17 protein-coding genes, 8 tRNA genes and 2 pseudogenes are annotated in these 23,273 nt (G+C 41.3%); 19 read left to right on the top strand and 8 right to left on the bottom strand.

Going from position 1 to position 23,273, the window contains the following annotated elements:
- The first annotated feature begins 26 nt into the window (after nucleotides 1–26).
- Nucleotides 27–1,334, top strand: coding sequence for a hypothetical protein (locus FTV37_RS06010; RefSeq protein WP_180007524.1), 1,308 nt, complete (start codon nucleotides 27–29; stop codon nucleotides 1,332–1,334).
- A 65-nt stretch (nucleotides 1,335–1,399) separates the two neighbouring features.
- On the opposite strand, the gene FTV37_RS06005 is transcribed toward FTV37_RS06010, so the two are convergent.
- The 4 genes from FTV37_RS06005 to FTV37_RS05990 all read right to left on the bottom strand — a co-directional run bounded on the left by FTV37_RS06005 (nucleotide 1,400) and on the right by FTV37_RS05990 (nucleotide 8,083).
- Nucleotides 1,400–3,115, bottom strand: a complete 1,716-nt coding sequence (locus FTV37_RS06005) for a proline--tRNA ligase (RefSeq protein WP_180063263.1) — start codon at nucleotides 3,113–3,115, stop codon at nucleotides 1,400–1,402.
- 96 nt (nucleotides 3,116–3,211) lie between these two features.
- Nucleotides 3,212–6,316 carry an efflux RND transporter permease subunit gene (locus FTV37_RS06000; RefSeq protein WP_180063262.1) on the bottom strand — a complete coding sequence of 1,035 codons (3,105 nt, stop codon included), beginning with the start codon at nucleotides 6,314–6,316 and terminating at the stop codon, nucleotides 3,212–3,214.
- Nucleotides 6,317–6,339: 23 nt separating this feature from the next.
- Nucleotides 6,340–7,443, bottom strand: a complete 1,104-nt coding sequence (locus tag FTV37_RS05995) for an efflux RND transporter periplasmic adaptor subunit (RefSeq protein ID WP_180063261.1) — start codon at nucleotides 7,441–7,443, stop codon at nucleotides 6,340–6,342.
- 46 nt (nucleotides 7,444–7,489) lie between these two features.
- A complete protein-coding gene (locus FTV37_RS05990; protein ID WP_373683440.1) occupies nucleotides 7,490–8,083 on the bottom strand; it encodes a hypothetical protein in 594 nt (197 codons plus the stop codon).
- A 343-nt stretch (nucleotides 8,084–8,426) separates the two neighbouring features.
- Here FTV37_RS05990 and pilG point away from each other — a divergent pair, with 343 nt between their 5' ends.
- From pilG to FTV37_RS05960, 7 genes and pseudogenes are all read left to right on the top strand, one after another.
- Nucleotides 8,427–8,810, top strand: coding sequence for a twitching motility response regulator PilG (gene pilG / locus FTV37_RS05985; RefSeq protein ID WP_078191060.1), 384 nt, complete (start codon nucleotides 8,427–8,429; stop codon nucleotides 8,808–8,810).
- A 29-nt stretch (nucleotides 8,811–8,839) separates the two neighbouring features.
- Entirely contained in the window at nucleotides 8,840–9,208 is a 369-nt protein-coding gene (locus FTV37_RS05980) for a response regulator (protein WP_078191059.1), read from the top strand.
- 6 nt (nucleotides 9,209–9,214) lie between these two features.
- Nucleotides 9,215–9,751 carry a chemotaxis protein CheW gene (locus FTV37_RS05975; RefSeq protein ID WP_078191058.1) on the top strand — a complete coding sequence of 179 codons (537 nt, stop codon included), beginning with the start codon at nucleotides 9,215–9,217 and terminating at the stop codon, nucleotides 9,749–9,751.
- Between the two features lie 44 nt (nucleotides 9,752–9,795).
- Complete coding sequence (locus FTV37_RS05970) at nucleotides 9,796–11,871, top strand: methyl-accepting chemotaxis protein (protein ID WP_180004985.1); 2,076 nt, start codon at nucleotides 9,796–9,798, stop codon at nucleotides 11,869–11,871.
- 162 nt (nucleotides 11,872–12,033) lie between these two features.
- Nucleotides 12,034–12,282: pseudogene (locus FTV37_RS18150) on the top strand (Hpt domain-containing protein); the annotation flags it as partial.
- 381 nt (nucleotides 12,283–12,663) lie between these two features.
- A pseudogene (locus FTV37_RS05965) lies at nucleotides 12,664–16,548 on the top strand (Hpt domain-containing protein); the annotation flags it as partial.
- 3 nt (nucleotides 16,549–16,551) lie between these two features.
- Nucleotides 16,552–17,019, top strand: coding sequence for a hypothetical protein (locus tag FTV37_RS05960; protein WP_180063259.1), 468 nt, complete (start codon nucleotides 16,552–16,554; stop codon nucleotides 17,017–17,019).
- Nucleotides 17,020–17,087: 68 nt separating this feature from the next.
- Here FTV37_RS05960 and dapE read toward each other — a convergent pair whose 3' ends face one another.
- From dapE to FTV37_RS05945, 3 genes are all read right to left on the bottom strand, one after another.
- Nucleotides 17,088–18,221: a succinyl-diaminopimelate desuccinylase gene (dapE, locus tag FTV37_RS05955; protein WP_180025835.1), complete on the bottom strand. Its 1,134-nt coding sequence runs from the start codon at nucleotides 18,219–18,221 to the stop codon at nucleotides 17,088–17,090.
- Between the two features lie 121 nt (nucleotides 18,222–18,342).
- A complete protein-coding gene (locus tag FTV37_RS05950) occupies nucleotides 18,343–18,492 on the bottom strand; it encodes an entericidin A/B family lipoprotein (RefSeq protein ID WP_078191053.1) in 150 nt (49 codons plus the stop codon).
- A 154-nt stretch (nucleotides 18,493–18,646) separates the two neighbouring features.
- Nucleotides 18,647–19,510: a DUF1853 family protein gene (locus tag FTV37_RS05945; protein ID WP_180063258.1), complete on the bottom strand. Its 864-nt coding sequence runs from the start codon at nucleotides 19,508–19,510 to the stop codon at nucleotides 18,647–18,649.
- A gap of 88 nt (nucleotides 19,511–19,598) precedes the next feature.
- Here FTV37_RS05945 and FTV37_RS05940 point away from each other — a divergent pair, with 88 nt between their 5' ends.
- From FTV37_RS05940 to FTV37_RS05890, 11 genes are all read left to right on the top strand, one after another.
- Nucleotides 19,599–20,033: a YbaN family protein gene (locus tag FTV37_RS05940; RefSeq protein WP_180063257.1), complete on the top strand. Its 435-nt coding sequence runs from the start codon at nucleotides 19,599–19,601 to the stop codon at nucleotides 20,031–20,033.
- Nucleotides 20,026–20,520, top strand: coding sequence for a cell wall-recycling L,D-carboxypeptidase ElsL (gene elsL, locus FTV37_RS05935; RefSeq protein ID WP_180007533.1), 495 nt, complete (start codon nucleotides 20,026–20,028; stop codon nucleotides 20,518–20,520). The genes FTV37_RS05940 and elsL overlap by 8 nt, the downstream gene beginning before the upstream one ends.
- Nucleotides 20,521–20,981: 461 nt before the next feature.
- A tRNA-Val gene (locus FTV37_RS05930) sits at nucleotides 20,982–21,057 on the top strand.
- Between the two features lie 29 nt (nucleotides 21,058–21,086).
- Nucleotides 21,087–21,163: transfer RNA gene (locus FTV37_RS05925), tRNA-Asp, on the top strand.
- 47 nt (nucleotides 21,164–21,210) lie between these two features.
- A tRNA-Asp gene (locus FTV37_RS05920) sits at nucleotides 21,211–21,287 on the top strand.
- Nucleotides 21,288–21,308: 21 nt separating this feature from the next.
- Nucleotides 21,309–21,384 (top strand) — tRNA-Val (locus FTV37_RS05915).
- A 13-nt stretch (nucleotides 21,385–21,397) separates the two neighbouring features.
- Nucleotides 21,398–21,474, top strand: a tRNA-Asp gene (locus FTV37_RS05910).
- 31 nt (nucleotides 21,475–21,505) lie between these two features.
- Nucleotides 21,506–21,581 (top strand) — tRNA-Val (locus FTV37_RS05905).
- 44 nt (nucleotides 21,582–21,625) lie between these two features.
- Nucleotides 21,626–21,702, top strand: a tRNA-Asp gene (locus FTV37_RS05900).
- A 98-nt stretch (nucleotides 21,703–21,800) separates the two neighbouring features.
- A tRNA-Val gene (locus FTV37_RS05895) sits at nucleotides 21,801–21,876 on the top strand.
- Between the two features lie 97 nt (nucleotides 21,877–21,973).
- The gene (locus tag FTV37_RS05890; protein ID WP_078191441.1) at nucleotides 21,974–22,435 is read left to right on the top strand and encodes a DUF2750 domain-containing protein; all 462 of its coding nucleotides are present in this window, start codon (nucleotides 21,974–21,976) and stop codon (nucleotides 22,433–22,435) included.
- 53 nt (nucleotides 22,436–22,488) lie between these two features.
- Here the strand turns inward: FTV37_RS05890 and FTV37_RS05885 are convergent, their stop codons facing one another.
- Entirely contained in the window at nucleotides 22,489–23,259 is a 771-nt protein-coding gene (locus FTV37_RS05885; protein WP_180063256.1) for a YdcF family protein, read from the bottom strand.
- Nucleotides 23,260–23,273: the final 14 nt, after the last annotated feature.

Genomic DNA, 23,273 nt, shown 5'->3' with positions numbered 1-23,273 from the left:
ATAAAATAACGAACAGGGAATTTGTTATGAAAAAGAAGTTAATCAGAGGTTTGATATTCTCGACATTTGCGATGAGTAGCTTATCTCATGCAATGATGGCTTTAGATGATGAAAGCTTATCAAAAGTTGATGGTCAAGCATTACTCTCCATGGAATATACGCAGGGGTATAATTCTGTGGATGAGAGTGGACAAGCCGTAGACCAATCCAATGTCGGCTTTTATAAGCTTGGTTTAGAAGCTGAAATGGAGCTCAATGCCAATATTAAAAAGCTGCAATTGGGTTGTGGTGGTGCAAATGGCTCAGGTGCTTGTGATATTGATATCGATCATATTTCATTGAGTGGATTGCCTGTAAATAGCAATTATACGTCTGATGAACGTGCGGCAACTTCTGCTTTGTTGACCAATCCTTTTATCGAAATTGCAATTAAAGATCCCAAATCAGCTGCAACTCGTGAAGTGATGGGCTTTCGTCTGAGCGCTGAAAAAATTTCTGGGTTAATGACATTAGGTACAGAAAATAGTAATACACCCAATGGTATCAACACCTTTAGTGGGTATATGAAAACCAAAGCGTCTGCGGGTGTTGCAACAACTGCCGAGCGTGTGATGGACTATGCTTCTACGCAGCAATACATTGAAGGGGCAGTTAAGGGGACATTATTTGGTGCTGAAGTTGATCTACCGCTTCACTACAAATCAGATAATTATTCTTTTAATTTAAAATCAACCACAGCACCTTTTACAATTCCAGCCACTGTCGTGAGCGGGAATAGAATTAAGGATAATATTGCGGTATTAAAAGGCACAGGTACAGTTGATCGTCTAGATTTTAGTGGTCCATTAGAAGCTCAGATCTCTCTACTTGGGTTAAATATTAATTTGAATAAAGACGTAACAGGCTATCTTACTGGACTACAAACCGATATTACGGTAAATCAAAGTTTAGGTTTGATCCATGCACTTTATCTAAATAACCCTGCTTCGTTATCCTTACAAGCTCAAAAAATACTATGGCCTGGAGCTGCAGTTGCAGCAGAAAGAGGTTGGTGGTTGGCGATGGAAGATGAGGTCGATTTGGGGAGTATTACACCTTCAGACAAAGTGGCGATTACGGATGAAGTATTGAAACAAACGATCGCCGGAATTAACCATGACCTAAGTACCAATGTTCGTAACTGTGGAGATTTACTTTTTGGTTGTGTTGCAGGTTCGGCTTTGGATGTTAAAGAGATTAAAAACCCGTCATTAATTGATTTCCCATTAAACAATTTAAAACTTTCTGGACAGGAGTTTCGTTCTAACTGCTTCGGCGGGCTGAAATTCTGTTAAGGCTTAAAGTATTTAATATAAAAAAAATCCCGCACTTAGCGGGATTTTTTTATATTTAGCGCAAATTATTTTGCAATTTTCGCTAAAAGGTCTTCTTTACTGAGGTTGCTTGATTCTTCATCACGGCGACCTTTGTACTCAAATGTACCAGCATCCAAACCTTTCTCACCAATAACGATACGGTGTGGAATACCTGTTAACTCGATATCAGAGAATTTAACACCTGGACGTTCATTACGATCATCTAGAAGAACATCATAACCAGCAGCAGTTAATTCTGCATACAGTGCTTCAGCTGCTTCTAACGTGCGCGGTGATTTATGCGCATTCATTGGCACAATAGCAACTTCGAAAGGAGCAATTGCAGACGGCCAAATAATCCCTTTGTCATCGAAGTTTTGTTCAATTGCAGAAGCAACAACACGGGTTACACCAATACCATAGCAACCCATAGTCACAACGAGAGGTTTGCCGTCTTCACCTAAGACTTTACAGCCAAGTGCTTCAGAGTATTTTTGACCCAACTGGAAGATATGACCAACTTCGATACCACGTTTAATCAAGATTGTACCTTGACCGTCTGGAGAAGGGTCACCTTCAACAACATTACGAAGGTCATAAACTTCGGTGTATTGTGCATCACGTTCCCAGTTTACACCTACAGCATGTTTATCGACTTGGTTTGCACCAGCAACAAAGTCTGAAAGTACAGACGCTGCACGGTCAACAATAACTGTAATGCCTTTTTCGGTTAAGCCTTGAGGGCCACAGAAACCAGCCGTTAAACCTAAGTCAGCCAATTGTGCTTCAGTTGCAAAGGCCAATGGAGCAGCAATTAATGGGTGTTTTTCAGCTTTAATTTCATTCAGTTCATGGTCGCCACGTAGGAATAAGGCAACCACTGGCGCAGCTTTACCTTCTTCAGCAACACCTTGAACCAACAATGCTTTTACAGATTGAGCAGGTTTTGATTTAAGGAATTCAGAAACATCAGCTATGGTTTTTTGATTTGGTGTATCAATAATTTCAAGTGCTTTAGTCGGAGCAGCACGTACACCAACTAGTACGGCTTCAGCCATTTCTACGTTAGCAGCATAATCTGACTCTGTAGAGAATGCGATGTCATCTTCACCGCTAGACGCAAGGACGTGGAATTCGTGTGAACCAGAACCACCAATTGAACCTGTATCCGCTTGAACTGGACGGAAATTTAAACCTAAACGAGTGAAAATTTTGCAATAAGCTGCATACATCTTGTCATAGGTTTCTTGTAAAGAAGCTTGGTCAACATGGAAAGAATAAGCATCTTTCATGATGAATTCACGTGAACGCATCACACCGAAACGAGGGCGGATTTCGTCACGGAATTTGGTTTGTACTTGGTAGAAGTTTGCAGGCAATTGCTTATAGCTTTTCAATTCATTGCGAGCAAGATCTGTAATCACTTCTTCATGTGTAGGGCCAAGTACAAAGTCATTGTTATGACGGTCTTTAAAACGTAAAAGTTCTGGACCATATTGTACGAAACGACCTGATTCTTCCCATAAAGATGCAGGTTGAGTGACAGGCATCAGGACTTGAAGTGAACCAGCACGATCCATCTCTTCGCGGATAATCGCTTCAACTTTATTTAATACGCGAACGCCCATCGGCAGCCAAGTGTATAAACCTGAAGCCAATTTACGAATCATCCCGGCACGAAGCATAAGCTGATGTGAAATAACTTCAGCATCGTTTGGGGTTTCTCTTAACGTTGCAAATAAAAAGCGACTCGCGCGCATGGAAACTGTCCTAAAAAATTAAGCGTTAAAGTGGAGAGTATACAATAAAAAATGAGGTGAACATTTTCCAAAGTCACCTCATTTTAGATTTTGTCATTATGACATGATTTTTTTGGCCTGACGTGCAAGGAAGTTTCGGAAATCATCCAAATAGGTAAAAATCACTGGAACAACCACGAGTGTCAGTAAGGTAGAGGTAATCACACCACCAATCACGGCATGTGCCATAGGCGCGCTTTGTTCACCGCCTTCACCCAGACCAAGTGCAAGCGGAACCATACCCATCACCATTGCGCTGGTGGTCATTAAAATGGGGCGTAAACGGGTTTTACCTGCTTCAATAATTGCGTCATAACGATCTACACCATGATCCATAGCTTTTTTAATAAAGTCGATGAGTAGAATTGCGTTCTTTGTCACCAAGCCCATGAGCATAATAATCCCGATAATGGAAAAGAGGTTCATGGTTGAATTAAATAAGAATAGGGCCAAGAACACCCCAATCAATGATAAGGGCAATGAAGCCATAATGGCTGCAGGGTGAATAAAGCTATTAAATTGTGAACCCAAAACAATATAAATAAATACAATGGAGAGGGTAATTGCTGTCATTGCATAACCCGCAGATTCAGCCATATCTTTATTGGCACCTTGCGTGACAAAACTATAACCCGGTGGCAAGTCGAAGTTTTTCTCGATCTCATTGATTTCGGCTCCAATATCACCCGCGGGACGACCTGCCGTGTTGGCTTCAACCATCACTTCACGTGCCAGATCACGACGGTTAATTTGTGAAGCACCGAGTGTTTCTTCAAAGCTAGCCACACTTGCCAATGGAACCAAGATAGGTAAGCCTGTGGCATCGGTTTTTTGCGATGTGATGTACATGCTTTGAATGTCTGTTGGTAGTCGACGCTGATCTTCAGTGAGACGTAAATTTACATCATAGGTTTCGCCTTTATCATCCTTCCACGTTGTTACATTATCCCCCGCAAGAAGAGGGCGTAACACATTGGCGATCTGATTGACGGATAAACCTAAATCACTGGCTAAAACGCGATTGATATGTACACCTAGCGTCGGTTTAGGTTCTTTAAGCGAGCTTTCTAAGTCGACAATACCTTCGACTTTGGCAACTTCAACCAAGAATCGATCTGAAATGCGTTGTAACTCATCTAAGTCAGGGCCTTTAATCGAGATCATGACCGGCTTTTGACCGCCCGAAACTGTTTCATCAGCTGAGGCAATCGAGGTAATAGTAATTCCTGCCACATGTTTTAAACGTGTACGGAATTCATTGTTGAGATCCTTTAAGGTTTGACTACGCTCCGTACGTGGTGAAACGGTGACACGAATGCTGGCATGGTTTTTGCCGCGGTCAGTAGCACTATTAATGGCACCATAAGTGGCTTTGACTTCTGGATGCTGGCGAATGATACGATCGACTTGCTTAAGCTTCGCCTGTGAATATTCAAGGGTTGCATCAACGGGTGTTTCAAATTTGATCCGAATTTCACCTTTGTCTGGTACCGGTACAAATTCGGTTCCGATCAGTTTGGATAAACCCAATGCACCAAATAATGATGCAACGGCGATTAAAAGGGTGATGAGACGGAACTTTAAAGCAAGCTTGAGTAATTTTTCATAATGATGGCTTAAGTTATCGAGCTTGCCCGAAATCCAGTTAAAAAAGCGTTTGATTTTGCCGGGCTTTTTATTTGGATCGTGGCGTTCTGCCCAGTGAGCAGACAACATCGGGTCAAGGGTGAAACTCACAAACATCGAAATCAGTACAGCGGTACTAACGGTTACACCGAATTGATAGAAGAAACGCCCAATAATACCGCCCATAAATGCCACAGGTAAAAATACCGCGACAATGGTCAAGGTCGTGGCCAATACAGCTAAACCAATTTCTTTCGTGCCGTCGAGTGCGGCGGTGACATGGTCTTTGCCCATATCGGCATGGCGGACAATATTTTCACGAACCACAATGGCATCATCAATGAGTAGACCGATACTCAGCGAGAGAGCCAGTAGGGTCATCATGTTGATGGTAAAACCAAAAATCCAAACAAAGGTGAGGGTGCCCAGTAGCGAAATCGGTAGGGTTAAACCTGTAATAGCTGTCGAACGAAATGAACCGAGAAATAGCAAAACAATGAAGACTGCAAGTACAGCACCTTCAATAATGGTACGTGCCACATCTTTAATGCTGCCACGAATACCTTTAGATGAATCAACCACAATTTCTGCCGTCGTGCCTTGTGGTAATTGCTGTTGAATTTTACTTAAAGTTTTACGGGTATTATCAACCACCTCAATCACATTAGAGTCCGAACTTCGCAGAATGTCGACAGCAACGGCTGTTTTACCATTCAGATAGGCACTCGACTCCATTTCGGCTTGGCTATCTTCTATCTCGGCAATTTGTTTGAGATAAATCGGCGCGCCATTTTTATTGGCAACCACTAAATCTCCGAATGAGTTTGGATGAATAACCCGAGATTTAATTTCGACCACCAATTCTGAGTTCTTTTGTTTTAAGGTTCCTCCCGGAACTTCAATATTTTCAGATTTTAGGGTGTTTATAACTTGATCGATCCCAATCCCGAAACTTTGTAATTTTTGTGGATTTACTTGTATTCGAATTTGTCGCTGCGCATCGCCCAATAAATTGACCGTACCGACACCAGGAACTGTTCTAAGTTGTGGCACAATCCGTTGATTCAGATAGGAACTCAAATCACGTAAAGACATGTCCTTCGATTCAAAAACAATCGACATAATCGCACTGGCAGTAGGGTCGTAGCGTTCTACAATCGGGTCATCAATTTCATCACGAAATTGTGCGGTTACTGGTGCAATTTTATCTCGAATATCTTGTGCAGCTACCGAGGATGAGACATCTAGATTAAATTCGACAATGACCGTGGATAAACCTTCACTGGACTGTGAAATGACTTGCTTAAGGCCTGAAATGGTATTGATCTGATCTTCAAGTTTCTTGGTGATCTCAGATTCGACAGACTCAGGAGAAGCACCCGGATAGTTGGTGTAGACCACAACAAAAGGGAAGTCGACATCAGGAAATTCCTCAACGCCCATACGCTGCCAAGAAGCGAGTCCTAGCACCATCAGACAGAACATCATCATGATGGTGAAAACAGGATATTTCACACTAATTCGGGTTAACCACATAACAACTGTCCTGCCTTATTCTTTTAATTTTGGCTGATACTTACATCTTGTTTGATATCTGAATCATTAAATTTAATTCGGCTGATCAGATCACTATTTTGTAAGCCCTGAACAATCGCGGTGTTATTGCTATAACTCTGATTCAAAATTTGTACTGGTACTTTGGCAATTTTATTTTGACGAATGACCCAGACGTAAGGTTTATCTTTTAGATTTTGAATGGTGTCGAGTGGAATTTTTTGGCCTGAAATATTATCCGTGCCTAAGATGTGACCTTCGACAAAAGCACCAATACTTAATGAAGTAATAGTTTCATTTGGGGCTGCAAAAAATTCAATTTGACGACTGGCTTGATCGGCAATCGGTGAAATCCGACTGATTTGTGCTGTGAGTAAATTGCTATTGCCTTGGATGTTATATTCAATCTTTTGTCCAATTTTCAGCGCTGCCTGTTGATCACTTGGTAATTTGGCTTGAATTTCTAATTGGTCTGGATTGACGATTTCAAAAAGGGTTTGTCCGGCAGCAACCGTTTGTCCCGGTTCAACATCACGTTTGGTAATCACGCCTTGGATAGGACTATAAATGGTGCCGTCTTGATTGGCTTTACGTGCAATATCGACATTGGCTTGTTGGGCACGAACATTTTCCATTTGAGCTTGGTAATCGACACGACTTTGTTCAAACTCTACTTTGGAAATAAAGCCTTGATTTAGCAAACGCTGTTTGCGCTCCATCATTAGTTTGGCTTGATTGGCTTGAGCTTGCGTGGATGCGAGGTTCGCTTGAGATTGAGCAAGACGTGCTGCGTTGTCTTGATTATTTAAATGCACCAATACTTGGCCTTTGCTGACACGTTGTCCGACCTCTGCATTAACATTGGTTGCAGTCGCAGTGACTTGGGCTTGAATACTGCTCTGATTGACCGCCCGAATGGTGCCTGTAAATGCAGTTTTGGAAATTGCGTTGCCTTGTTCGATCGTGACCAGATCTTGTTGAATCAATTCAATCTTATTTTCTGGTTTTACACTTTGCTGCGAATCTTCTTTTTGACATGCAGCCAAAGTCAGGCTTATGCAAAGCAGGCTAAGCTTTAAAAATGGGGATGATTGCTGTGCAGATTGCATAATGGTCCTTATATCAGCGGTCTACAAAAGCAATTGAATAACAAGTTTATTCCATCGCTTTTAAACGCGTAATAATTCTGTCGTATTCAGCTTCTGTATTTCGATAGCGAGTTTGTAACGATTGAATGTATTCTTTTTTCGCTACCATATTTTTTTGATTATTATCCAACATTGTTTTTAATTTTGCCGGAACGGTTTCACCTTTTCGAAAATGTTCACGTTCTTGGCGAACAAATAATACACGATCATTTTGTAATTGTTTTAATTGTTCTTGTTCAAACACGATCTGTTTACGTATACCAGTCAGTGCATCACGCTTTTTAATGGCCGCAGTTCGGCTATTGGTATAGGCTTTTTTAAGTTTGATATCTGATGCTTGCTGACGTGCTTGGGCAGCACGCTGAGGAGCTTGTCTAACATCGGCTTCAGCATTGTAGGGGCGGTTACGTTTAATCACTTGCATATTTTGATCAAGTGCTTCATAACCATAGCGGATGTGATTTGGTGTCACATTGGTACTGATGTTTGCTATGCCTTTACTGTCATAGTAACGATACCAAGTCGCCTTTTGTGGTTGCTGCGTATTGGTTGGTGCAGCAAATAAAAGCGGGGTATAAGCCAACAAACAAGCCGTCAGAATGACTTTTTTTGAGAAATGTTTAAGGCCAATCAAGTGAATTTTTTTTGTAAACGGACTCAACCTTGTACTCCCCAGTTTAAAGTTGACTAAATTACTTATTTTAAAGTAATAATCTTGCTATAATATGCTTAATTAAGACAATTAAATACTATTCCAAGTTAAAAAAAAATCATTGGTCATCGGAAAGTGTGAAGCAGTTAATAAAAACAAGAAATCTTGTGTGTTTGCGCAGAAAATGTTCATTGAAAACGCAAGTAAAGATATGTTAAAAATGTTCACAACTTGTAAATAATAATGCTGCTAACTTAATTGTTTGTACATCCTCAATGGGTAGGGTCAATAAATGGACGATAAATTCCAAAATCTAAAAGTCATGGTAATTGATGATTCAAAAACCATTCGTCGTACGGCCGAAACGCTGCTTCAGCGTGAAGGATGTGAAGTAGTCACTGCTGTAGATGGTTTTGAAGCACTTTCAAAAATTGCAGATGCGAATCCAGATATCGTATTTGTCGATATTATGATGCCACGTCTTGATGGCTATCAAACTTGTGCCCTGATTAAAAACTCTCAAAATTATCAAAATATTCCTGTGATTATGCTTTCAAGTAAAGACGGTTTATTTGATCAGGCGAAGGGTCGTGTTGTGGGTTCGGATGAATACTTAACGAAGCCATTCAGTAAAGATGAATTGCTGAATGCAATCCGTAATCACGTTACAGCTTAATTAGATTTTTTATTTTTTGGGGAAAAAGCATGGCACGTATCCTAATCGTTGATGATTCACCAACAGAAACTTTCCGTTTTAAAGAAATTTTAGGTAAACACGGATTTGAAGTGATTGAAGCTTCAAATGGGGCAGATGGGGTGACAATGGCTCAAGCTGAGTTACCAGACTTGGTCTTAATGGATGTGGTAATGCCGGGTGTGAATGGTTTCCAAGCAACACGTCAAATTGCACGTGGTGCGACCACCAAGCATATCCCGATTGTCATTGTAAGTACCAAAGATCAGGCAACTGACCGTGTTTGGGGTAAACGCCAAGGTGCTTCTGATTATCTAACTAAACCTGTAGACGAAAAACAATTAATTGATGTGATTAAGCAACACCTCAATGCAGGATAAAGCTCTATGGCAGCAAATGGATTTATCGAATTACTTCGAATCGCAAAACGAGGAAACAAAAACTACGTTTCCACTGAAAATGAAGTAAACCGATGGTCAGGCATTGCTTTTGAGATGATGGGGCAATATTACGTTGCTCCTTTAGGTGAAGTAGCTGAAGTGATCTACCCACCAAAATATACGCCAGTTCCCAACACCCAACCTTGGGTGATGGGACTAGCCAATATTCGGGGACGCTTACTTTCTTTGTCTGACCTAGCACAATATATAACCGGTCATCGAAGTAGTTTTTCACCCACTCAAAAAGTTTTATGTATTAGTCATAATGACCATTATGTCGGTTTGGTAGTCGATCAAGTTTTGGGTATTCAACACTTTAATAAGAAAAGTTATTTTTCTAAACATAATGAGTTGGATCGAAATTTACAGGAATATTGTCAGGGGTATTTCCACCAGCATAACCAGCAGTGGAATGTATTTCTCTTCAGTCGTTTACTGCAAAATCCCAAATACATGAACGCATCTATAAAATTTATAAATTAATTGTCGCGCACGAACGAAAGAAGGCGTAATCGGGGAGAAGCTGAATGGGCTTTAAACTTAAAAAGAAAAATACGGGTGAAAGCACCAGTGGTCGTAAAGGCGGTAATGCTTTTCTGGCAAAACTGCAATCACAGACAGATCAATTATCTCGAGTTTTTGGTGATAGTGAAAAATCCAAACCATTTATTTATGGTGCGATTGGTTCATTAGTACTGGCAACGATCATTTTATTATACCTATTCTATAGCGTTCCTCGCGGTAACCAATTAACGCAAAGTTTGGGTGAACTCCGTCTTCTTTCGCAAACAATTTCGCGTCAAGCAACTGAGGCAACTGCTTCAGGTACTGAAGATGCAATGAAAAAATTAATTGCCTCTCAAGATTCGTTCAAAGAAAACTTAGAAACAGTAAAAGATATTCATGCGAATACCGATGCGCTGAAATCTGTAGATACGCAGTGGGCTGAAGTTTCAAAAAGTATTGACTTGATTACTTCGCAACAAAAAATCATTAACAAGTTATATGACACGAACATCGCGATTGGTGAAACCATTCCGGGGATTCAGGCGGAATATAACCTGATGGTCGACCAAATGGCGCGTCAAGACATGCCTTCGAACCAGGTGGTTATTGCGAAAAACCAAGTATTCATTGCGGAACGTATTTTACGTTCGATCAGTTCGGTGCTTTCAGGTTCTGATAGCTCACGTGAGTCTGCGGATGACTTCAGTGCCGATACGGAAACCTTCGGTTTGTACTTAAATGCTCAATTGGACGGTAGTGCAGAGCTCGGTGTACAGCGTATTGAAAGCCCTGAATTACGTGAATCACTTGAAGGTATTAAAGCCGAATATGACGACGTATTAAAATCAGCTTCAGCTACGATTTTGAAAAACTCAACGCAAATTGTGAACGTACGTAAAGCATCTTCACAAATTTTTGCTGAGTCAGACAATTTGTTGGGTAATTTAAATCAATTGTCTTCTAACACTGGTCTGAAAACCATTTTACCTGCGGTACTGTTGATTCTTGCATTAACAGCCTTCTTGATCTGTGTATTCAAACTTCTTTCTTTACGTGGTCAATCGGATAAATTCCGTGTAACCCGTCTTCAAGAAGAATATGACCGTAACCAGAACGCGATTTTACGTTTACTCGATGAAATTGCCGATCTTGCAGACGGTGACTTGCGTTCGTATGCGACGGTATCTGAAGACTTTACCGGTGCGATTGCCGACTCGATTAACTTCGCAATCGACCAATTACGTGACCTTGTATCGCGTATTACAGAAACTTCTCAAGAAGTTGCACAATATACGGCGAATACGCAGGGTATTACCAACCAGCTTGCAGAAGCATCTGAGCATCAGGCGCAAGAGATTGCTGGTGCATCTGCCGCGATTAACGAAATGGCAATGTCGATTGACCAAGTATCTTCGAACGCTGAAGAATCAGCTGTCGTAGCAGAACGTTCAGTGCAAATTGCTGCAAACGGTGCAGATGTTGTAAACCGTTCAATTGAAGGTATGGACACGATTCGTGAGCAGATTCAAGAAACTTCAAAACGTATTAAACGTTTGGGTGAGTCTTCTCAAGAGATTGGTAACATTGTCGCACTGATTAACGATATTGCCGACCAAACGAACATCTTGGCATTAAACGCAGCAATTCAGGCGTCGATGGCGGGTGAGGCAGGTCGTGGTTTCGCCGTGGTAGCGGATGAGGTACAGCGTCTTGCGGAACGTTCAGCGTCTGCAACCAAACAGATTGAAGGCTTGGTAAAAACTATTCAAACGGATACCAACGAAGCTGTAATTTCGATGGAACAAACGACCTCGGAAGTTGTACGTGGTGCGAACTTGTCTAAGGATGCCGGGGTAGCACTGGATGAAATTCAGTCTGTATCGGGTAACTTGGCGAAACTGATTGCAAACATTTCGGATGCTGCAAAACTTCAGTCTGCTTCTGCAGGTCATATTGCGACAACGATGAACGTTGTACAAGAAATTACCTCGCAAACCACCAGTGCAACATTTGATACTGCGCGTTCGGTATCTGAATTGGCGAACATGGCTGAATCATTACGTGAATCTGTATCTGACTTTAAACTCCCAGAGTAAGTCAGGCGCAAACCTGCAGTACCTTAGCTACGGCTAGGGTACTGCACCGATTACAGATAACACATCGATAAGGTGAACTTAACGTCACAGTTAAGTCTTAGGTGATGGTTACAATTAAGTTTGAGCAACCTTCTTGGTGGCAAAACATAAGAAGCCTTAGCTATGAAAGAAATATTAAAAAATTTAGTTGAAACAACTACGCTTCCTGAAGATAGTTATCTTGATCAAGATGCAGAAATTTTAGAGATTTTTGTTGAAGAAATAGAAGAAATCTTTGAAGAACTTGCGGGTTTATTTACAACTTGGTTGGAAAATCCACAAGATAAAGACACTTTAACGACGATTCGTCGTCATTTCCATACCCTGAAAGGTTCGGGTCGTATGGTCGGGGCAAAATCGGCGGGTGAAACTGCATGGGCAGTTGAAGATACGCTGAACCGTGTTATTGCGGGTTCGATACAGTTAACACCGACCGTTCAAAAGTTTGCACAAACAGTTTTAAATGTTTATCAATACAAGCTCTATCCACGGTTTAAAAATGTTGCCGAATTGGATGTTGACTTACGTCCATTGGTTTTAATGGGGCAACAATTACAACAAAATATCAGCCTTGAGCCTGCACTCGAAGAATTATTAAAACTGGCAGATCAATTAAAATCTGAAGATGGTGTTACTGGTTTAGAACTGACTGATGTTGAAGCTACAGCGTCTGTAGAAGTGCTTGAAAGCACGATTGATGCGGTCGATGAATCAGAACCTGCTTCTGAACAAGTGGATGCAGATGCATCACTGGTCGAAGAGACAGTGAGCATTTTTATTGAAGAAGCTGAAGAACATCTACAAACGATTGATCAGTTCCTCCAATCTGATGACAGTAAATCACAAGACTATAATGGCTTGATTCGCGCGCTACACACCTTACGTGGTAGTTCGTCGATGGCGCAAATCGAAGAGATTTTTGAAGCCAGTTCAAAAGTTGAAAATTTATTCAAAACCTTATTACAAGACGAAATCGTATCGAGCTCGAAAGAAGCTGCTTTATTGATTCAATATGCTGAATTTGTTCGTGATTATTTACACGTGCTGCGTTCAGGGGATAAGGCAAATCTTGCATCTATTTATGAAACCTTCAAAGCTGCTTGGGATGATTATGGTTTTGCTAGCCAAGATCAATTGGCGCCTGAAGATAATCCACAAGGTTTGGTTTCTAAACTAATCGAATTAAATATTGATCAGTTATTAGATGCTGAATTTGAGTTTGATAAACGTGCACTTGCTGAATTCCCAGACTATATTCAACAGCTTAGTCAGCAAGCTTTAGAGTTGATTAAACATACGGATAATCGTGCGTCTGTTGGTATTCATGATTTCACAACTCAACTGTGTGCAGCGTATCAGTCTTTAGTTGAAAAGCCTGAATTGCTCCATGCTGATTATGGCTATGAGTTATTTGCGCAAGCACATCAAGAGTTCATTCACTTATTTGACACTTTAGCTGCGGGTCAGCGTGTAGTGTTAAGTGAAGAGGTTCAGCGTTTCTTAAATGAGCTGACTGCATTTGTTCAACAAGACATTGAAGCAGTTGCAGCGACGACTACACCAGAAGCTCATGTAGTTGCTGAACCTGTTGCCACAGTAGAAGATAAAGCCGCTGTTGCAAATACAACAGCAGTAGACTTTGCACAATTAAGTCAGCGTATTCAACTTGATCATCAACAGATGCAAGCGGCTGATGCGAATAATGACTTTGATGAAGATCTTTTAGGGATCTTTATTGAAGAGGCAGAAGAATTATTGGTGGGGATTGACCAAGACCTCAGTACTTGGACACGTGATCAGACCAATACTTCAGCTTTGAATAATTTAATGCGCTATTTGCATACCCTAAAAGGTGGTGCAAATATGATTGCCGCGTCTCATGTGGGTTTAATTTCGCATGAATTAGAGTCGATTTATGAGCGCATTATTCGTCAGCAAATTTCGATTACGCCTGCGTTAATTCAAATTATTCGTTTAGTGCAGGATGATATTTCAGATCGTATTCAAACCATTCGTGACCAAGGGATCGACTACCCAGCGAATAATGTGATCGATATTCTCAAGAATATTCAGTCAATTGTGGCAGGAGAGCGTTCAGAAGCTGTTGCATTGGCTTCGGCTCCTATTTCAGCTGAAACTCTACAAGCTACAGTAGAGCCAGATGTGTCGGTGTCAGAGCCGATGAATATTGCTGAAGACACAGCAGACGCAGTGGTTGAAGCTCACACCACTGCTCACACTGAGTCTGCTGTTGAACATCTTGAACATGCGGTTGCTGAACATGTTGAGCAACCAGATGATGATCTACGTTCGGTCATGGAAGAAACCTTCCTTGAAGAGTCTGAGGAAATTCTTGAACAAGCCGTTCAATTATTAAATCAATGGACTGAACAACGTAGTGACCGTAACGTATTGCTTCAATTACAACGTGCTGCCCACAGTATTAAGGGTGGTGCGCGTATGGTTGAAAATGAACCTGTTGCCGCAATTGCGTATCAACTTGAGACGACGTTTGAGCATTTTGCGGTTCATCATTTCAACTCAAATGCATATGACGGCTTACTCAAAACGACGTTGGCATGGTTAAAAGAAGCAATCTTCAACCATGACTATAGTAATTTTGACAGCATCAAATTGAGCTTAGAATCCATTCAGTATGTGGATGTTACGGTTCAATTGCCAAACCGTGTTGCAGAATTAGAACAAGGTATTGTCAGTAAAGGCTTTGAATTTATTCAAGGTGATGGTGTTGAACCTCCATCTATGTTGGGTGAATGGTCTGAAGCTAATTCTTCTGATAACAGTAATGAGATGATTCGTATCTCGGCTGATCTCGTCGAGAAGATGATTGACTTATCAGGCGAAAACTCGATTAACCGTTCACGTATTGAGATGGACTTAGGTCAGCTAGGCAATACCTTGAATGAAATGGAGTTAGCAATTAAGCGACTTGCTGACCAGTTACGTCGAATGGATGGTGAGCTTGAGTCACAAATTATTGCCAAACATGGTTCTGAAAATTCACGCTATGCGGATTTCGACCCATTGGAGATGGACCAATATTCATCGATTAACCAATTGTCAAAATCTCTAGCCGAATCTGCGTCGGATTTGGTTGACTTCAAGAGCACCTTGGCAGAAAAAATCCGTGATGCGGAAGGTCTGTTATTACAACAATCACGTATTCAGTCAGAAATTCAAGAGAGTCTGATGCGTACCCGTTTGGTACCATTTGATCGTTTGTTACCACGTTTACAACGTATTGTGCGTCAAACTTCTTCGACTTTGAACCGTCCTGCGGAATTGATTGTACAAAATACAGAAGGCGAATTGGACCGTACGATCTTAGAGCGTTTGGTGACGCCATTTGAACATATGCTGCGTAATGCGGTCGATCATGGTTTAGAAGATACCGCGGAACGTTTGGCTTTGAAAAAGCCAGAAGTAGGTAGCATCGTCTTGAACATTAGTCGTCAGGGTACCGATGTACTGGTGTCTTTCAGTGATGATGGTAAAGGGATTGATGAAACCAAAATTAAAGACAAAGCCTTAAAACTTGGTTTAATCAAAGCGGATCAGTTCCTCGATAAACAAGAAATCTTGCAGTTGATCTTCCATCCAGGTTTCTCAACGGCACAAGCGGTAACGCAAATTTCAGGTCGTGGTGTTGGTCTGGATGTGGTGCAAAGTGAAATTAAAGCCTTGGGTGGCCATGTTTCCGTTGAGTCTGAGTTAGGTAAAGGGACGACCTTTACGATTCGTGTACCAACGACGGTAGCGGTCAGCGATGCCTTGATGGTGAAAGCGGGCGATCAGCAATATGCGATTTCATTAGCGCAAATTGAACGTATTGTCCGTATTGCACCTACGGCACTCGAAACTTACTTCAATAGTAAGGATGACGTGTTTAAAATTGACAACACCAATTACAAACTACGTTATCTATCAGAGTTTGTGGGTAATCAGCCAATTCCACGTTTAAATAATGTTGGCCATTCATTGCCTGTATTGCTAATAAAAGGCAACAGTGGTCAAACCATTGCTTTATTGGTAGATCAGCTGGTGGGTTCACGTTCTCAAATCGTGGTGAAACCAATTGGTCAACAATTTACCAGTGTGGCCGCGATTGCAGGTGCCACGATTCTAGGTGATGGTCATGTATGTTTGATTTTGGATGGGCAAAATATTGCACGTCAAATTCAAACTACGCAGCGTGTTAAACATTCAGCTGAACAGCGTGATTTGGGCCGTCAATCCAATGCACGTCGTTTAGTGATGATTGTCGATGACTCGGTGACAGTACGTAAGGTGACTTCACGCTTACTTGAACGTCAAGGTTATGACATCGTGACCGCGAAAGATGGTGTAGATGCAATTGAGCAGCTTGAAAATGTCCGTCCAGACTTGATGCTACTCGATATTGAAATGCCACGTATGGATGGTTTCGAAGTGACAAACTTAGTCCGTCACCACGACATTCACCGTGACTTGCCAATCATTATGATTACATCGCGTACAGGTGAAAAACATCGTGAGCGTGCATTTAGCTTAGGTGTGACTCACTATATGGGTAAACCATTCCAAGAAGCTGAATTGCTTGCCAATATTGAAGCTTTAATTGCAGAAAAGCAGGGGTAATCTATGAGCCAAAATACTGTTTCTCAGGTTGTCAGCGATAAAGTTGATCAGCAGGAACTGCAACATCTCATTACGGTTTCTACCGGTTTTATCGATGCTTATATCATTGATTGTCATGGTAAAGAGCCAATGTTGTTACCACAAAATATTGTGCTTTCAGCGCTCGATAGTGCAACCAATGTTCCTTTTGTTGAATGGCATGAATTGAAATTGCCTGTTTTCTCAGTCAATGATCCTGCAAAAAATCAGGGTGTGGCTTTGGTCATTGAAGGGGATGATGTTGGACAGCGTTTTGCACTGATGTGTAATGAGATGCCGAAAACCATTCGTTTGCGTATTTCTGAAGTGGTTGATGAAGAAAAAGCCGTGAAAGACGCCAATATTTTCCAATATGTACGCATGGCCGATCAGGTATTTCATATTCCAAATTTAGCCAATATTCAAAACAGCATTGGGCTTCAAGCGGCTTAGTATTTGTAAAAACGAGATATAAAAAAGGAACTCAATGGAGTTCCTTTTTTTGACTATGTGGGGAATATTTAAGCCAACAGGTTTTCTAAAATCTTTTCGTAAATTTCAGAAAGTGGCTCCAACTCTGCCACATTAACGTGTTCATTGATTTGGTGAATCGTAGCATTTAAAACACCCAGTTCAAGCACCTGTGCTCCTGTAGGCGCAATGAATCGACCATCAGAAGTTCCACCACTGGTCGAAAGTTCTGTTTCAGTCCCTGTAACATCTCGAATGGCATCACGTGCGGCATTCACTAACTCACCTACAGGCGTAAGGAATGGAAGACCAGATAACGTCCAAGAGATGTCATACTCAACGCCATGACGATCTAAAATTTCCAAAGTACGTGCTTTGAGTTCATCTGCTGTTACTTCTGTTGAATAACGGAAGTTAAAGAGTAAATTCATCGTGCCCGGAACAACGTTGGTTGCACCTGTGCCGGCATTGATATTGGAAATTTGGAAAGACGTTGCAGGGAAGTATTCGTTGCCATTGTCCCACACGGTATCGCAAAGCTCAGCCAAGGCTTTTGAAGCAGTATGGATTGGGTTGATCGCAAGATGTGGGTAAGCAACGTGACCTTGTTTACCTTTAACGGTTAAATTGGCATTTAGTGAACCACGACGACCATTTTTAACAATATCGCCAAGTGTGTTGGTGCTAGATGGTTCACCCACCAAACACCAAGTCATTTTTTCATTACGCGCTTCTAAAGTTTCAACAACTTTGACTGTACCGTTGATCGAAGGGCCTTCTTCGTCAGAAGTAATGAGAAAGGCAATCGAACCTTTATGATTTGGATGCTTCGCAACAAAACGTTCTGAAGCAACAACCATAGCTGCCAACGCGGTTTTCATATCTGCGCTGCCACGACCATATAGTTTTCCGTCGCGAATTTCAGGAAGAAATGGGTCAGAACCCCATGCATCCAAGTTACCCGTAGGTACCACATCAGTATGACCTGCAAAGCAAAATACTGGTGCTTCAGTCCCTTTACGTGCCCAAAGATTATCTACATCATCAAAACGCATATTTTCAATGTTAAAGCCAATCTTGGCTAAACGATCCGCCATAATGTTCTGGCAGGTATGGTCAATCGGTGTTACCGACGGTTGGCGAAGTAGTTCTAGGCTGAGATCAAGAGTTGCTGTTGAGGTCATGCTAAATACAGAAGTCAAAAATGTCGCAATATAATAGGCGAATCAACAAGCGAAGGGAAATTTAGAGCTAAAAAAACCCTATTAAAAAATAGGGCTCTTTTATAAATTCTTGGGAAAGAAATTAATTGCGGCGAATTTCTTCCGAAGTTTTCTCAGCAGTATTGGTTACCGCATCTCCAGCTTTAGATACGTCTTTACCAACACCTTTTACTGTATTACAACCTGTCAGTACAAAAGCAACCATAAGTGATGCAGCTAAAATTTTTTTCATTGACTGTATTCTCCATTATGAAAGAATAATTTTTAGAGGGATAAATTATTCTGATGTGAGATTTAGATTAAAAAATAGCCGTATCAAACAGTAGGTGGTTTTTACGGTGGTTGAGTAAATAAATGTAAATTTCTACTAAATGGTGGATTGAGTCTTAAATCGTTTGCGGCAAAATCAAGCGTGGCTGTCTATACATATAATAGCTTTCCTCACTGTCTTTTTTATATAAACCATCTGTCCACCAATGTGCGGTTTTACTTGTCGGTTGCTGCTGCACGCAAATCCATTCATGTCGTTGTAGGCGATAATAGCCTTGACTCGTAGATGGAATGACATGTCCCCATTGACCTATTCTACGTGCAGGATTGACCCAGTTTGGTAATGTGCTGGTACGCTGAATAGGTAAATATAATTGACCCTTTAAAACGCAATAGCGCTGTTGAATCTGCTGCCCAAGTGCTTCATCAAATTGGAATTGTTTTTGGGTGAAATGATTGAGCTTTCGAGCCAAAGTATCACTACGATTTAAGCCATACCAATAAGGTAATTGAAAATCACGCTCGGCTAGATAATATTTTAAAGCCACTTCCCAATGTTCAACTTCACCACTTTCGGTATTTTTTAAAACAAAATCGAGTTCACCTACTGTACGAGGGCCATCAATTTTTTGAATGCTATGTCCGAGTAACTGGTAGGGATGGTATGGGTGATCGAGAAGCCAAAACCATATAAACATTTCGAAACGTAAACCAAGGCGAGTACTTTTTAATTTTTGTAAAAATTCTACTAATGCACTTGGGTGTTGTTCGAGTTGTTTTAAACGGGGAAGGTAGGCTTCAAAATGTTTTTGCCAAAGCTCGCTTGGATGAAAATGAAAGGGATAGCGGATTTCGAGTTCATTGGGAATTTGCTGCAGAATATTTGGGCTAGCAATACAGAAAGCCAATTGGCGAACTAAGGGCTGTTTAAATTGCAACCATGGCTCAAAATAAGACGACGTTGTCGGGGTTACAGCCATATTGAAACCTTTCGAATAATGCAGAATAACAACGGATAATTGTTAAAAACATCTTATACTACCTGAATTGAAAGTTCAGGGTAGCGGTATGAAGACGTTGTTTTGGCGAAGCTTAGTGGTTGTCTTTGTCATTTTAGGCTTTATAGGGGCTTTATTGCCGGGAATGCCCACGACAGTCTTCTTAATATTAGCAGCATGGGCAGCTTCAAAAGGCTGGCCTCAAATGGATGCGTGGTTGTTGAATCATCCTAAATATGGGCCAACCTTGCGTGCTTGGCGCGAAAATGGCACCGTCCCCCGCAAAGCAAAATGGTTCGCATCAATCATGATGTTGGTGAGTGGTCTGATTATGCTTTTTACTTCTGCACCGATTGCCGTCAAGATATTCACTGACTTAACCATGTTGATCGTTGGCATTTGGTTATGGACACGACCTGAGCCAAATCAGATACGGACTATTGAAATATCGCCGCAGACACAACCAGTAGATAAAGATAAGCAGAAAGAGCAAGAGCATGTCTGAATATACCCAAGATCAAGCCGATATCCTGATTAACTTGAAAGATCAAACTTTAACTTTGCCGAAGCTCAATAAGTTTTATCTAATTTCATCGGGTAAAAATGGCATTGGTGAACAAGAAAATAGTGGTAAGACTCCACGTGGTTGGCATCAAATTGCGGAAAAGTTTGGTGGACAACAACCTCAAAATGCAGTTTTTAAAGCACGTCAGTGGACAGGTGAGGTTTACGACGAGCAACTTGCCGCATTACATCCTGAGCGGGATTGGATTTTATCTCGAATATTGTGGCTCAGTGGTTTGGAACCCGGCTTTAATGTGGGTGAGGGCTGTGATACTTATCAGCGTTATATTTATATTCATGGCACACCAGATACTGAACCAATGGGTATACCGATGTCACATGGTTGTATTCGCATGCGAAACAGCGATGTTGTAGAACTTTATCAATTGATTCCATTAAATGCGCTGGTTTACATCACTGAACATTGAACACGTCGTTAAAAGCACAAGCCATGAAAACCGAAGTTCATGGCATCAAAACAAAGATTTGAAAAATTAAAGTGAGTTTGAAAGGCGTTTTTTTGTCAGGACTTTTGTCAGGACTAATGCTCGCAAACCAACAGAAAGTCGTGTTTGAATGTATTTTGTACACTAGGGTATTTTAGAATGCAGTGTGTGTGGTGAATTAATCGTCGGTTCGCTGAACGATTAGCTATGAGTCCACGCGAAAAACTGTTTTTATGTGAATGATGCAGAATATAAGTCATATTTTTAGTAATAAATTTACAGGTTTATAGCTAAAAAATGTTCAAAAATACTGATTTTTCCGCAATATAACTTATTTTTTAATCACTCAAACAGAAAAAGTGGAAAAGAGTTAGAAAAGCGTTTGACAGACCGTGAGGATTCTCTATAATGCACCTCATCAAACGATGAACATGTTTTGAAAAGGGCGCTTAGCTCAGTTGGTAGAGCGTCTGCCTTACAAGCAGAATGTCGGCGGTTCGATCCCGTCAGCGCCCACCAAACCTTTTCAGCGTTAAGATATTTAGAGTGCAGCGGTAGTTCAGTTGGTTAGAATACCGGCCTGTCACGCCGGGGGTCGCGGGTTCGAGTCCCGTCCGCTGCGCCACTTTAAATCTTAATTCGTTTGAACCACAATAGCGACATTGTGTAAGTGCAGCGGTAGTTCAGTTGGTTAGAATACCGGCCTGTCACGCCGGGGGTCGCGGGTTCGAGTCCCGTCCGCTGCGCCATTTACATGATAGATCTTTTGAGGGCGCTTAGCTCAGTTGGTAGAGCGTCTGCCTTACAAGCAGAATGTCGGCGGTTCGATCCCGTCAGCGCCCACCATGTTTTTTGCGATGCAGCGGTAGTTCAGTTGGTTAGAATACCGGCCTGTCACGCCGGGGGTCGCGGGTTCGAGTCCCGTCCGCTGCGCCATTTCAAAGAATATAATTGTTGTACCCTTTAAGGGCGCTTAGCTCAGTTGGTAGAGCGTCTGCCTTACAAGCAGAATGTCGGCGGTTCGATCCCGTCAGCGCCCACCATATCTTTTAAGATATAGGTTGTGTTTCGAAAGAAACTACGTGATGCAGCGGTAGTTCAGTTGGTTAGAATACCGGCCTGTCACGCCGGGGGTCGCGGGTTCGAGTCCCGTCCGCTGCGCCATTTATCTTAAAAATCTCTGTTCAAGAGAATGCCTTTAGAAAAATCTTTGATTTTTCTCTTGCGCTCAGACAAAGCTTCGCTTTGTTACTCTTCGCTCAGGGCGCTTAGCTCAGTTGGTAGAGCGTCTGCCTTACAAGCAGAATGTCGGCGGTTCGATCCCGTCAGCGCCCACCATATTCTTCTATAGAAACTTCTTTCCCCAAAAGCTTGCCTAAATTTTCTGATTTACATAGAATCCGCTCTATAATAATTTTAATATTGTATGTGATCTATGAGAAATCCATATCAGCGCAAGGCAGCGTCTAAAACTCAAACTACAAATTACAATCCTCAAGAAACCTATAAACAATTTATTGAAAATATGGTCGCTCAAGGTGGTGTGATTGCGTTATATCAAGATGGTTGGGCACTTTGTGCGACGCCTACAGGTCAACGTTCCTTCGCTATTTGGCAAAACCGTGGTTTGGCACGTTTATTAATTAAAGACAATTGGTCCAATTATGAAATTCAGGAAATTTCATTAAAAGACTTTATCGAAAAAGTCATTCCGTTTTTACGCAGCGAGAGCACTACAGTATCTTTAGATTTAACCCCAGAAGGGCAAAATATTTTGGTTGCGCCTGAAAAGATGCTGTTAGATATTAAAAATTATTTATATCAAGTCTATCAACAGCGCCCAGAAATTTTTGAAAACCTTAAAATTCCTTTGCCACGTAGTATTCGTTTAAATTAATGGTTTATTTACAGCATAAAAAGTCCTTGTTCATTGGTCGAACAAGGGCTTTTTTAATATTCATTGAGTACAAAACCACTCAAAAAGGCAAAATATTCACGTAACCAAGAGTTGTAGCGGATGTACAGCGGTGTAGGTGCTGCAATGGTATACACTTGTGTATAGCCTAACTTTCGTGCAATTGCTTTTGCACGTGGGAGGTGAAAGTCACTACTGGCAATTGCAATGGGGGCATCAAGAGAAATCTGATGTTGTTTTAAAATCATTTTACTGTTGATCAGGTTGAGTTCTGTACTGGTACTTTTACTTTCTTCATATAGACGTGCCGCTGAAATGTCATAGTGTTGAAGTAAATAGCGTTTCATGACGGAAGATTCGGTCATTTTTTCATTAAAGCCTAAACCACCGGTCATGATCACAATAGTATTGGGTTGTTGCAAGGCATACGGTGCTGCGGCATCGAGACGCGCCTTTAAGGTCGGAGAGGGTTGACCATTTTCAATACCACTACCCAAAACGATGATGGCTTGGACGGAAGTAAATGGCTTGGATTGCTGGCTATTGAAGTGTAAATACGCAAAAAACAGTAAAAGACTCAATAGCCAAAGCCAAAACAACCACCATGTAGCACGCCAGAGCCTTTTGAGTTTAGGGTATTGATCTAAAATATTGTGGATTTGGGTTGAAAATAGTCCGGATAAAATAAAAATACACCCAATGACTAAGGGTAAAAGGATGCCTAAATGAATTTTATCTAATGTAAGTAACCAAATGGCATCTACGCAGAGCAGCAAGCCTACACAAAGCAGTAGTATTCTTTTCATGCAAAAAATTAAAG

It is taken from the genome of Acinetobacter sp. YH16042 (assembly GCF_013417245.1).
Taxonomy (GTDB): Bacteria; Pseudomonadota; Gammaproteobacteria; order Pseudomonadales; family Moraxellaceae; genus Acinetobacter; species Acinetobacter amyesii.
The sequence above is the reverse complement of the archived record's forward strand: the minus strand, read 5'-3'. Positions and strand labels throughout refer to the sequence as shown.